The organism is Candidatus Palibaumannia cicadellinicola (genome assembly GCF_001269425.1).
GTDB lineage: Bacteria > Pseudomonadota > Gammaproteobacteria > Enterobacterales > Enterobacteriaceae > Baumannia > Baumannia cicadellinicola_A.
In genome coordinates, this window is record NZ_CP011787.1 from 244,197 (window position 1) to 257,903 (window position 13,707).

General features: G+C 32.8%; 10 protein-coding genes and 1 tRNA gene. 2 read left to right on the forward strand and 9 right to left on the reverse strand.

All coding sequences use genetic code 11. The features are described from left to right. Positions 1–42: 42 nt before the first annotated feature. On the forward strand, positions 43–1,788 hold the full coding sequence (argS, locus tag AB162_RS01070; protein WP_053096730.1) for an arginine--tRNA ligase: 1,746 nt from the start codon (positions 43–45) through the stop codon (positions 1,786–1,788). A 19-nt stretch (positions 1,789–1,807) separates the two neighbouring features. Here the strand turns inward: argS and murJ are convergent, their stop codons facing one another. From murJ to lepA, 6 genes are all read right to left on the reverse strand, one after another. Further along, the gene (gene murJ, locus AB162_RS01075) at positions 1,808–3,337 is read right to left on the reverse strand and encodes a murein biosynthesis integral membrane protein MurJ (protein WP_053096731.1); all 1,530 of its coding nucleotides are present in this window, start codon (positions 3,335–3,337) and stop codon (positions 1,808–1,810) included. Positions 3,338–3,427: 90 nt separating this feature from the next. Then, on the reverse strand, positions 3,428–3,808 hold the full coding sequence (gene acpS, locus AB162_RS01080; protein ID WP_053096733.1) for a holo-ACP synthase: 381 nt from the start codon (positions 3,806–3,808) through the stop codon (positions 3,428–3,430). A gap of 194 nt (positions 3,809–4,002) precedes the next feature. Then, a complete protein-coding gene (gene era, locus AB162_RS01085) occupies positions 4,003–4,923 on the reverse strand; it encodes a GTPase Era (protein ID WP_053096734.1) in 921 nt (306 codons plus the stop codon). Then, a complete protein-coding gene (gene rnc, locus AB162_RS01090; protein ID WP_053096736.1) occupies positions 4,913–5,611 on the reverse strand; it encodes a ribonuclease III in 699 nt (232 codons plus the stop codon). The genes era and rnc overlap by 11 nt, the downstream gene beginning before the upstream one ends. A 32-nt stretch (positions 5,612–5,643) precedes the next feature. Beyond that, positions 5,644–6,588: a signal peptidase I gene (lepB, locus tag AB162_RS01095; protein WP_053097372.1), complete on the reverse strand. Its 945-nt coding sequence runs from the start codon at positions 6,586–6,588 to the stop codon at positions 5,644–5,646. Between the two features lie 43 nt (positions 6,589–6,631). Further along, on the reverse strand, positions 6,632–8,428 hold the full coding sequence (gene lepA / locus AB162_RS01100; RefSeq protein WP_053096738.1) for a translation elongation factor 4: 1,797 nt from the start codon (positions 8,426–8,428) through the stop codon (positions 6,632–6,634). A gap of 134 nt (positions 8,429–8,562) precedes the next feature. On the opposite strand from lepA, the gene AB162_RS01105 reads away from it, so the two are divergent. Beyond that, positions 8,563–8,635, forward strand: a tRNA-Thr gene (locus AB162_RS01105). Positions 8,636–8,677: 42 nt separating this feature from the next. Here AB162_RS01105 and AB162_RS01110 read toward each other — a convergent pair. The 3 genes from AB162_RS01110 to pepA are packed head-to-tail and all read right to left on the reverse strand — an operon-like array spanning position 8,678 to position 13,594. Beyond that, positions 8,678–11,545 carry a valine--tRNA ligase gene (locus tag AB162_RS01110; RefSeq protein ID WP_053096740.1) on the reverse strand — a complete coding sequence of 956 codons (2,868 nt, stop codon included), beginning with the start codon at positions 11,543–11,545 and terminating at the stop codon, positions 8,678–8,680. Between the two features lie 31 nt (positions 11,546–11,576). After that, complete coding sequence (locus AB162_RS01115; RefSeq protein ID WP_053096742.1) at positions 11,577–12,020, reverse strand: DNA polymerase III subunit chi; 444 nt, start codon at positions 12,018–12,020, stop codon at positions 11,577–11,579. Positions 12,021–12,064: 44 nt separating this feature from the next. Next, positions 12,065–13,594, reverse strand: a complete 1,530-nt coding sequence (gene pepA, locus AB162_RS01120; RefSeq protein ID WP_053096744.1) for a leucyl aminopeptidase — start codon at positions 13,592–13,594, stop codon at positions 12,065–12,067. Positions 13,595–13,707 lie beyond the last annotated feature (113 nt).

Sequence of the window (13,707 nt, forward strand, 5' to 3'; positions counted from 1 at the left end):
ATATGTACTATAAAAATTATAACAAATTAATAAGAGATTTAATTGAATATCAACCAATTGATTTCCGAAAAAGTTTCTCAAGCAATGCTGATAGTAGGTATTCCAGATAATTGTAAAGCACAGGTACGACCATCAGTACAAACTAAGTTTGGTGATTATCAAGTTAATGGTATTATGGCTGCTGCTAAACAACTAGGAGTATCATCATATTGTTTAGCCAAAAAAGTTGTGAACTTACTAAAGTTAGATAAATTAGATAAAATAGCAAGCAAAATAGAGATTGCTGGGCCAGGTTTTATTAATATTTTTCTAGATTCACAGTGGTTAGCAAAACAAATATTAATAGCCCTAGCCTCACCCAGTATGGGAATATTAAAATCATCACCTAAGACAATTGTCATAGACTACTCTTCTCCTAATGTTGCTAAAGAGATGCATGTTGGTCATCTTCGTTCTACTATTATCGGCGACTCATCGGCACGTATATTAGAATTTTTGGGCCATAACGTTATACGTGCTAACCATATTGGTGATTGGGGTACTAATTTTGGCATGTTAATAGCCTATCTTAAACAAGAAGAGTACGATGATGAATCATCAATAACACTATCTAACCTAGATAATTTTTACCGAGAGGCAAAATATAATTTTGATATAGATACTAATTTTGCTAATAAAGCACGCAAATACGTAGTGAAATTACAGTGCGGGGATTCATATTGCCTGAACATTTGGCGTAAGTTAGTAGATATAACTATATTACATAATCAGAATACTTATAATAGACTGAATATTTCTCTTAGTAAAGAGAATATCATGGGCGAAAGCATGTATAATGATATGTTACCAGGTATTGTAGAAGATTTAAAAGCTAAAGGATTAGCAGTAGAAAGCGCTGGAGCAACTGTTGTGTTCCTTAATGAATTTAAAAATAAAAATGGCACCCCTATGGGGGTCATTATTAAAAAACAAGATGGTGCATTTTTATATACTACTACAGATATTGCATGTATTAAATACCGTTATGAAACTCTTAAGGCTGATAGAATTATCTATTATATAGACTCACGCCAACATCAGCATTTGCTACAAACATGGACTATAGTACGTAAAGCAGGCTATGTTCCAAATAACATATTATTGGAACACCATATGTTTGGTATGATATTAGATGAAAATAGTAAACCTTTCAAAACTAGAAATGGAGTCACAATTAAGCTTAATGACTTACTAGATGAAGCACTAGTTCGTGCACGCTGCCTACTTATTAGTAAAAATTTACACTTAGATACAGTCACATTAGAACGAGTAGCACAAGTAATAAGTATTGGTTCAATAAAATATGCAGAATTATCCAAAAACAGAACAACAGACTATATATTTAATTGGGATCAAATGTTAAATTTTGAAGGAAATACAGCACCATATATACTATATGCTTATAGTAGAATTAATTCAATATTTCATCGTAGTACTTACAATAAGCAGCAGTTAACTGGATGTCTATATCTAGAAAATGAACCAGAACATATCCATATTCTTGCAGTGCATTTGCTACAATATGAGGAAACAATCACTATTGTAGCACGCGATGGTACACCACATATATTATGTGAATATTTATATAAATTATCTGTAAAATTTTCATACTTTTATGAACATTATCCTATACTAAACGCTAATAATGATATGCAACGTAACAGTCGTTTACAGCTAGCACTTCTAACCTTACGTACGCTAAAACATGGCCTAAACCTATTAGGTATCGAGACATTAGAAAAAATGTAGTAATAAATCACCTAATAATTTATTTTTTAATAAAATCTTTTAGTCTAAAACCAGCCAAATTAAGTGCTATTAGATAAAATATTATTCCTACTAAGATTACTCCAATAATACGAAGCATACGCAAAAGCATACTACCTTGCGTCCAGTCAGGCATGAACATCAGTACTACTATTAATGCTACTGCCATGACCAAAACAGTAAATATTAACCTTAAAAAAAATTTCATCCAACCAGGTTGAGGCTTAAATATTTGTTTGCTACGTAACTGCCAGTATAGTAAACCAGCATTAAGACATGCTCCCAATCCAATAGATAGTGATAGTCCGACATGTTTTAGGGAACCAATAAAAATTATATTCATTAATTGCGTTATTATTAGTGTAATAAATGCTAATTTTACAGGAGTTTTAATATCTTGGCGTGAATAGAAACCAGGTGATAAAACCTTTACTAGCATAATACCAATTAGTCCAACTGAATAAGCTAACAGCGCATGATGAGTCATCATCGCGTCAAATGAAGAAAAATTCTCATACTGAAATAAAGCTACTATTAGTGGTTTAGCAATAATCGCTAAAGCTACAGCACTAGGTAACGCTAGTAAAAAACATAGACGTAGTCCCCAATCAAGCATAAGGGAATATTCTAATTTATTTCCTTGACAAAAACTGCGTGATAATGATGGTAGTAAAATTGTTCCTAAAGTTACTCCTAATACACCAGAAGGAAACTCCATTAGTCGATCAGCATAATACATCCATGATACTGATCCAGATAATAAGAAAGAAGATAAAATAGTATTAATTATTAATGAAATATGACTAACTGATACACCCATCATAGCAGGTATCATTAGCTGTAATACTCGCCATAACCCATAATCTATTAATTTTAAGCGTGGCTTAACTAATAGGCCCATGTTGTTAATGTATGCTAATTGATAACCTAATTGTAGTATTCCACCAGTTACTACTGCCCAAGCAAGTGCCATAATCGGAGGATTAAAAAATTTTTTTGCTAAAATAGCAAAAATTATCATGCTAATGTTAAGAAAAATAGGAACAAAAGCAGGAACATAAAATATATTCCAAGCATTAAGTATAGCTCCTAATAACGATGTTAGGGATATCAGCATAATATAGGGAAAAGTAACCCTTAATAGCGATGATGTTAAATGAAATTTCTCTGGAATCTGGCTGAATCCTGGTGCTATAACTTTTATTATCCATGGTGCTCCTAGTACCCCAGCTATACTTACTAAAGTTAGTGTAAGTAACATTAGACCTGTAATATAGGCTATCAAATTACGGGTTACCTCTTCACCCTGATTCATTTTATATTCAGCTAATATAGGTACAAATGCTTGGGAAAAAGCACCTTCTGCAAAAATACGCCTTAACATATTTGGTAATTTAAATGCTATAAAAAAAGCATCTGTTGCCATACCAGAACCAAATAATCTTGCAATCATAACGTCTCTAGCAAAACCTAGGACGCGTGACAATATAGTAATACTACTCACAGCAGCAAATTGTTTAAATAACATCATAATATGATCTTTTGCTGTGCAAAAAAATATATACTTTTAATATTATACCCGTAAGCAAGTTACTTCACCTTATTAAATATATCTAACATTCTATCTCTCAAATATAACCATGGCATAAGTATAGTTACGTTCATCAGCTAACGTAACATGCATGTTAGTCACACCAAGTTTAGCAGCTAGTTGCGCAGCCTGCTTATGTAGCCGTAATTCAGGTTTACCTAGTTTGTTATTTAATACTTCAAATTGGATAAATGCTAGACCATGGCAAATACCAGTACCTAAAGCTTTAGATGCGGCCTCTTTAACAGCAAATCTTTTAGCAAGAAAACGTACTTGCTGATTATGCTTACGATATTGTTGTAACTCCACTGTACTTAAAATACGGGAAACAAATCTTTCACCATAACTTATTAATACAGACTCAATACGTGATATTTCAATAATATCAGTACCTATACCTATTATAGCCATTAATAGCGCGCCTGATGTAGTAAAAAATAAGTCATATCTGTGATAGCCTTAATAAGTAGTTTTACTTGGTTACGGCACTAAGCAAGGTTTTACACTAACTAAATGCGATAATAATTTACTTGTAAATTATCAAATTTTTGTATGGTAAACAAAATCTAGTTAAAAATTATTATTAGCTAATTGTTAATTTATTTTTATTGTAAGATATATTCCATATATCCATGATTACGCAAAATACGTTCATCGTTGGTCCAGCCTGATTTTATTTTAACCCATAGTGTTAGATGAACAACTGTATTAAATATAGTTTTCATAGCTTGCCTGGCTTCTATACTAATAGTTTTTATTTTACTACCTTTATTACCAATGATTATGATTTTCTGTCCTATGTATTCAACAAAAATTATTCCTTTGATATGGTAACAACCATGTTTGTTAGTAACAAAACTTTCTATTGCTACCGTGATAGAATATGGTATCTCATCACCAACAAATCTAATTAATGTTTCACGGATAATTTCCGCGGCAATAAAGCGCTGTGAACGATCAGTAATTGATTCTTTTGGAAAATGGTGAATCGCAGCTGGTAATATATTACGCAATATACCAGCTAAAGTATTGATACCAATACCTTTAACAGCGCAAATAGGTATAATTGAATAAAAATCCATCTGTTTACTTAAAAAATTAATGTGGGGTAACAGTGTATTTTTATCAATTAATTGATCTATTTTATTAATTAATAATAGGACTAATTTATTTTTATTATTTAGCTGATTAACTATCATTTGATCATTAATAGTCCATTTTGTCCCTTCTACGACAAATATCACTATTTTTACATTATCTATCGATTTACTAGCAGTGTAGTTCATTAACTTATTGAGTAGAATATTTTTTTCATTAATAAGATTTATTCCTGGAGTATCGATATAAATTGTCTGGTATTGACCTGCTGTATTAATCCCAATAATACTGTTACGTGTTGTATTTTTCTTACGCGAAGTTATAGAAATTTTTTGACCTAATAGCTTATTAAAAATTGTAGATTTGCCCACGTTAGAACGCCCAACTATCGCTACAACACCACAATAAGTTTTATTATTATCTTTCATTATTTATGATAGTGTCTTGATTTAATATTTTAAGAGCTTGTTTCGCAGCTGACTGTTCTGCTTGACGACGGCTAGAACCATTACCTACAATAGGATATGCTATACCACTAACCTGACAATGAATAATAAATTTTTGATCATGAGTATCACCATAAATTTGAACAACTATATATACTGGTAATGGCATATGGCGTCCTTGTAGATACTCCTGCAATCTAGTTTTTGGATCTTTTTGTTTTTCACCTGGACTAATTTCATTTAAGCGACTGGAATACCAGTTAAGTATTAGTTTATCTACAGTAAGGATATCGCTGTCAATAAATACACTACCAATTACAGCTTCTAATGCATCGGCAAGAATGGATTCACGGCGTAATCCACCGCTCTTTAGTTCTCCAAGACCTAGACGTAAACACGTACTTAATTCTAACTCTCTAGCTATTTCTGCTAATGTGTTTTCCCTTACTAAGGTAGCACGCATACGACTCATATCTCCCTCATTAATATCTTGAAAACGATTATATAGATCATATGCTATAACATAACTTAGTATAGAGTCGCCAAGAAATTCTAGTCGCTCATTATGTATGTTACTCGCACTACGATGTGTTAAGGCTTGTAATAATAACTCGTGCCGTTTAAAAAAATAGCCCATATTATTTTGGAGACGATTTAAGAAGTAATTCATATGTATTACTATAAATAATATATTTAATTATATTAATTAATATAGCCAATTCTGCTTAAACAAACACCAGTTGGCCACTTATTTTTAAGTGTATCAACACTCATCCAAATAAATATAGCTTTGCCGACTATATTGTTGTATGGCACAAAACCCCAGTAACGGCTATCAGCACTATTATCGCGATTATCACCCATCATAAAATATTCTCCCTGCGGTACAATCCATTCTTTAATAGAATAACCAGGCTGCTGATAATAAATACTCATATAATCTAACTTGCTAGGCACGATAAGAATATCATGTATAACTCCACCTAATGATTCTTTACACTGCGATAAACGAATACCATTATAGGATAATTGATTTTTTGGAATACGCATAAATTCATTACTGGCATACCCATTGTTATTTATAGTTAAGTGTTGAACAAAATTACTTAAAGTAATATCACTGTAAGTAATAGATAGTGAACTATTCTTAGTATAAGAAGCTATCTTATTCCAGTTCGGTTGTATCATTATACGTTTTAAAATAGGATCATAGCTTATTTTGTCGCCTGGTAGACCTATAACACGCTTGATATAATCTTGACTTGGATCTAGTGGATATTTAAATACAACAACATCTCCTCGTTTTGGATGCCCAGTGTTAATTATAGTATTCTGGTTAATAGGATTTTTAATTCCGTACGAAAATTTTTTTACTAAAATAAAATCACCTGCACATAATGTTGGCATCATTGAACCAGATGGTATGTGGAATGGCTCAACAACAAAAGAGCGCACGATAAATACTAGTAATAATACTGGAAAAGCTGATGCTATTTTAGAAAGCAAATCATGATTATTTTTTTCTACTACTGCTACAATACTACTATTGTTCAGGTGTGCTAGTTTACGTTTTACATGTTTTAGTAACCAGGCAATTCCGGTTATAACTGTTAATATTGCTAAAATAATGATAAACCTATAAGCCATGCAAACCACTCCTAAAATTAATTGTTTAGATATATATCGATATTTATTCATTTTTATTAAAATGGATAATTGCTAGGAACGCTTCCTGCGGAAGTGCAACTTTACCTACCTGCTTCATACGTTTCTTACCTTGTTTCTGTTTTTGTATTAGTTTTTTTTTGCGGCTGACATCGCCTCCGTAACATTTAGCAATAACATTCTTACGTAATTGTTTCACAGTAGCACTAGCAATTATATTTTTACCAATTGTAGCCTGAATAGAAATATCAAACTGCTGGCGCGGAATTATTTTTTGTAACTTATTAACTAACTCGCGACTACGGTACATAGCATTAACTCTATGACTAATCATAGTTAGCGCATCAATAGATTCACCGTTTATTAGCAGATCAACGCGCACCATATCTGATGCTTGGAAGCGTTTGAATTCATAATTAAGTGATGCGTAACCGCTTGATATAGATTTCAAACTATCTACAAAATCTAGCATGATCTCAGCCATAGGTATTTCATAAGTTAATGTGATATTATTGCCGTGATACAAGATATTTTTATGTACGCCGCGCTTATTGAGACATAACTGCATTATTTTACCAATATATTTATGCGGTAGTAGAATATTACATTCAACAATAGGTTCTCTTAGCTCTTTAATCATATTACGCAATGGTAGTTTTGATGGGTTATCGATATATTTAGTTTGTTTATCAGTAGTAATCACTTCATAAATAACAGTAGGTGCAGTGGTTATAATATCTAGATTATACTCACGTTCCAGTCGTTCCTGAATAATTTCCATATGTAATAAACCAAGAAAACCACAACGAAAACCAAATCCAAGTGCAATAGAGTTTTCCATTTCATAGAACAGTGAAGCATCGTTTAATCTTAGTTTTCCTAAGGCATCATTTAAGTATTTATATTCATTTGAATTGGTAGGAAAAATTCCAGCATATACCTGAGGTTTAACTTTATTAAATCCCGGTAGTGCCTTATCAGCTGGTTTATCAGTAAGGGTTAAAGTATCTCCAACTGGAGCACCGTAAATATCTTTAATTGCACATATAAGCCAACCTACTTCGCCGCATTTTAGTATTTCACTATCTACACTTTTAGGAGTAAAAAATCCTAGCCGCTCAGCATTATAGCTATGACCGGTACTCATAACTTTTACTTTATCGCCTTTACGTATAGTACCATTTTTAATACGTACTAAAGAAACTAAGCCTAGATAATTGTCAAACCAAGAATCTATAATCAGAGCCTGAAGTGGTGCAAGAGGATCTCCTTTTGGAGATGGGATATCATTTACTATACATTCTAAGACATTAGATACCCCAAAGCCAGTTTTTGCAGAACAACGTACTGCATTAGTTGCATCAATACCAATGATATCTTCAATCTCCTGTAATACTCGATCTGGATCTGAAACTGTTAAGTCTATTTTATTTAGTACTGGTACTACTGTTAAATTCATTTCTATAGCAAGATTACAGTTTGCTAGAGTTTGTGCTTCTACTCCTTGACTAGCATCAACTACTAAGATCGCTCCTTCACAAGCTTCTAATGACCTTGACACTTCATAGGAAAAATCTACATGTCCGGGGGTATCAATTAAATTAAGTTGATATACTTGTTTATCTAGTGCTGTGTAATTTAGTCTTACACTTTGCGCTTTAATGGTAATACCACGTTCACGTTCAATATCCATAGAATCTAATACTTGAGTAACCATTTCACGTTCACTCAATGCGCCGCAAAACTGAATTAATCTATCAGATAATGTCGATTTGCCGTGGTCAATATGAGCAATAATAGAAAAATTACGTATATTATTCATTTGAATTACTCTATAATTACTATTATGTAAACGCTATTACAGCTGTTTATAAACATAAATTAAAATGTTTTATGCTTATTTTAAGCAACATTCACTGATGTATCAGTTGTTATAAAGTATAAAAAGTATAAAATGCCGATATAGCTTAGTTGGTAGAGCAGCGCATTCGTAAAGCGAAGATCATAGGTTCGAATCCTATTATCGGCATCATATATAAAAAATTTTCTTACTTTCAAGATAAGTATTAAATTAAAGCTCAGAAATTATTATTTTCTGCTCTATTAGTTTAGTTTTTGAGTGCTGATATTTTTTTAGTTTTTCATACTCTTTTGCTACTACAGTTTCTGGCGCATTACTAATAAATTTTTTATTAATTAGTTTTGTTTCAATACGGATTATTTCACTTTCTATACGTACAACTTCGTTATTTAGTCTATTTAATTCAGTGTTCTTATCAATAATACCTACTAGCGGGATAAGTAGTTCTGCACCTAAAATAATTTTAGTTATAGACAGAGGTACTGTCTCTCCTACTTTTAGGATAGATATAGTTTCTAATTTAGCTAAATTACAAATTAATAATAAATTATCATTTATCAAACGTTTGGCTTCGTCGGGAACATTGCGTAATAGTATTTTAAGAGGCTTGTTAGTTGCTATCTTTCTTTCAGCACGTATAGTACGTATTGTACTAATAGTCTGCTTAATCCATTCGAAGTCATTTAGTACTTTTTTATCAACTAAAGTCGAATCATAGATCGGAAATGATTGTAACATTATTGTTTCACAATGCTGAATTCCCTTTATTACCTTAATTTTTTGCCAGATAGTTTCTGTAATAAATGGAATTATCGGGTGAGCCAAACGCAGTAAAGCTTCCAGTACGCTGACTAAAGTATAACGAGTACCACGTAATTCTTCAATGTTTTGGCCTATGATAATTAGTGGTTTGGTTAGTTCTATATACCAGTCACAGAATTGGTTCCAAGTAAACTCATACAGTATACCTGCAGCTAGATCAAAACGGTAATTATCTAGTGCATCACGGAACATCTTTATAGTATTGTTAAATTTAGCTACAATCCATCGGTCTGCTAAAGAAAAAATTTTATCACATTCATTTTCATTAAAGCCGCAATCTTGGTTCTCAGTATTGTTTAAAACAAAGCGACTAGCATTCCATAATTTATTACAGAAGTTACGATAACCGTCCAGACGTTTCATATTCCAGTTAATATCACGTCCTGTTGATGCTTGTGCTGTTAAATTAAAACGTAATGCATCGGTACCATGTGGTTGAATCCCATTAGGAAACTGTTTTATGGTACTATTACGAATACTTTCAGTTAAATTTTTATTTAGTAAATCGCTAGAACGTTTAGTTAATAACTTCTCAAGAGAAATACCATCCACTATATCTAAAGGATCGATAACGTTACCCTTTGTTTTTGACATTTTATGTCCTTTTTCATCACGTATCAGTCCAGTTATATATACTGTTTTAAAGGGAACTTGTGGTTTTCCTAAAGAATTTTTATTGAAGTGCATCGTCAACATTATCATACGTGCAATCCAAAAAAAGATAATATCGAAGCCACTTACTACAACATTAGTTGGATGAAAAACTCTTAATGCTTCAGTATTATCAGGCCAACCTAAAGTAGAAAAAGTCCAAATTCCTGATGAGAACCAAGTATCTAGCACATCTTCTTCTTGGGATAATATCAAACAATCACTTAGCTTATATTCTTTACGTACTTCTATTTCATTACGTCCTACGTACACGTTCCCATCATTATCGTACCAAGCAGGAATTCTATGTCCCCACCATAGTTGACGTGAAATACACCAGTCGTTGATATTACGCATCCAGCTAATATACATATTTTTATACTGGTTAGATACGAACTTGAGCTCTCCTCTTTCTACTGCGTCCATGGCTACGTTGGCTAGTGGTTGTGTACGAACATACCATTGATCAGTTAACATTGGTTCTATTACTACGCCACTACGATAGCTATAAGGTAAAGTTACATTATAAGACTGTATTAATTCTAATAGACCCAGCCTTTCAAATTCCGCTACTATAGCCTTACGTGCTTCGAATCGTTCTATCCCGCGTAAATATTTTGGAATTCTGCTAGATAGCAAGTTGCTAATATTACCATTACTATCAAAAACTTCTGCTTCTTTACGGATATAACCTTCTAAAGTTAGAATATTAACTACTGGTAATCTATGACGTTTACCTATTTCATAGTCATTAAAATCATGAGCAGGAGTTACCTTCATACAACCAGTACCTTTAGTGAAATCAACCTGTGTGTCAGCTATAATCTGTATGCGACGGTCTACTAAAGGTAGCACAACAAATTTATTAATTAGGTTATGATAGCGTTTATCAAACGGGTTAACAGCAATGCCGGTATCCCCAAGCATAGTTTCTGGTCGTGTAGTAGCCACTACTAAATAGTCTAGACCATCTAATGTTTTAACACCATCAGCAAGCGGATAGCATAAATGCCACATGAAACTTTTTACTTCTCTGTTTTCTACCTCTAGATCTGATATAGCTGTATTTAGTTTAGGATCCCAATTAACTATACGCTTTCCACGATATATCAAATTGTCTTTATATAATCTGACAAACACTTCTTTAACCGCATTAGATAATCCTTCATCCATAGTAAAACGTTCTCTTTGCCAGTCTACTGAGCAACCTAGACGACGCATCTGATTAGTAATGATTCCCCCGTATTGTGCTTTCCATTGCCAAATTTTATCAATAAAAGCTTCACGTCCATAATCTTTGCGAGTTTTACCTTCTTCAGCAAACATTTTTCGCTCAACTACAAGCTGTGTAGCAATACCTGCGTGATCTGTTCCTACTTGCCAAAGAGTATTTTTTCCTTGCATTCTATGATATCTAATTAGTATATCCATAAGTGTCTGTTGAAAAGCATGTCCCATATGTAGTCTCCCTGTAACATTAGGTGGAGGCATCATAATACAGTAACTATTATTACAGACTTTACCATTGGGTTTGAAATATCCTTGCTTTTCCCAAAACTCGTATAAAGGTTGTTCTATCTCGGTAGGATTATATGTATTATTCATTTATGTAAATATGTAAAAATATATTATATTATTATTGTGGCGGCGGAGTAATAGTTAATTGAAAGCCTACTTTACGATAAACTTTATATCTAGTACGTGCCAACTGTTTTAGAGATTCTTCATTAGGAATAAAGTCTATTACTTCATTGAAAAATGAAGCAAACTTGGCACAAGTAGGCAGTAGACTTATAAGTAGATCACTGTTTACTGGACTAAGTCTAGTAGGCCAACATATTTCTACCGGCGCACCATCTGTTGGTCCTTCACCAACAATATTATGCGGGATAAAAACAGTAGGAGTGTATGCCCATAACGCATCATCTAATTTTCTTGCTTGCTTATTATGTACACAAGCTATTAGTATACGTTTCCCGGCCCGCCACTTTAGGATAGCTAGATAACAAGCTAGTCGCTCAATAGCAATTAACTCGTTTTTTATATTATTATTTATAAGATAGAAAGTTGCTGTTTTCATTTCATAATAATGATGAAAGATAGTGAAAGTTAAGTCAGTTACTCCTAACTAATCAATCCTGATCGATTGAGTAGAAACTGTGATAATAGTGCTACAGGACGCCCAGTAGCACCATTGGTTTTTCCAAAATTCCAGGCAGTTCCAGCAATATCTAAATGTGCCCAATGATATTTACTTGTAAAGCGAGATAAAAAACAACCTGCGGTAATAGCACCGCCATCACGTCCACCTACATTAGTCATATCAGCAAAATGTGACTTTAGTTGTTCTTGAAACTCATCTTCTAACGGTAAATTCCATATTAGATCTCCAGCCTGTTTAGCAGCAACATTTAGTTCATGTGATAGTTTCTTATTATTAGACATTAGTCCAGTTAAATGATGTCCCAGCGCAATAATGCAGGCTCCTGTTAATGTTGCAACATCAATTACAATTGCGGGATCAAACTGTTCAACATAAGTAAGTGTATCACATAATACTAGACGACCCTCAGCATCAGTATTTAACACTTCTACAGTCTGGCCAGAAAAAGTAGTAATGATATCTCCAGGACGAAACGAACGACCATCTACCATATTCTCGCATCCTGCTATAATACCAATAATATTAAGTGGTAACTTTAATATTAGTGCTACACGCATTACACCATATACGGTAGCAGCCCCGCACATATCATATTTCATCTCATTCATATTTTCTGATGGCTTAATAGAAATACCACCAGAGTCAAAAGTAAGCCCTTTGCCCACTAAAACTATTGGTCGTGCTGTTTTTTTATTATAATCATTATTATTATCATGACCTTTATATTCTATCACTGACATTAATGATTCTTTTGCAGAACCTTGGCCTACAGCTAAATAAGCATTCATTCCTAAATCTTTCATTGTTTTTTCACCTATCACACGTGTTGTGATATTCTTTCCGTAGCTGCTATCTGCTGCTAATTTGCTTGCTTTAGAGGCAAGATAGGCTGAGTTACATATATTAGGGGGCATATTAGCTAGATCTTTAGCAGATTTTATGCCAGCTGAAATAGCAATACCATGTTTAATAGCTAGCTCCCCATCAGTAAGTTTACTACGTGTTGATAAGTAAAAAACAATTTTTCTCAGCGGTCGTAGTATTGCTATTTTTTTACTTTTTAAATGATCGAAGGTATAAATTGAATCCTCTACTGTTTCTACAGCTATACGTACTTTCCAATATGTATTTCTACCCTTTACTGTGAGTTCGGTTAAAAAGCAAATAGCTTTCATAACTCCGGTATTTTTTAAAGCATTAATAGTTTCATTAATTACTAGTTTATACTTACGTTCATCTAGCTCGCTTTCCTTACCACATCCGATAAGTAATAATCTTTCATATAGTAAATTAGGAACATTATATAGTAGTAAATTATGCCCTATTTTACCTTCTAATTCACCACGTCTTAGCAGATTTCTGATATAGCCTTCGCTAATTTTATCAAATTGTTCAGCAACATCAGATAAGCGACGTTTCTCAAAAATTCCAACTATCACACAGGTACTACGTTGCTTTTCCGGACTCCCGCTTTTAACACTAAAATACATTGATTCTCCTTAATAAATAGCTTGAAGTTTATAAAAAGTAATTTAGTAAAGAAATCATAAGTATTTTTTATACTATGGAAATATAAATTTAAATTATATTTATTTATTATTAA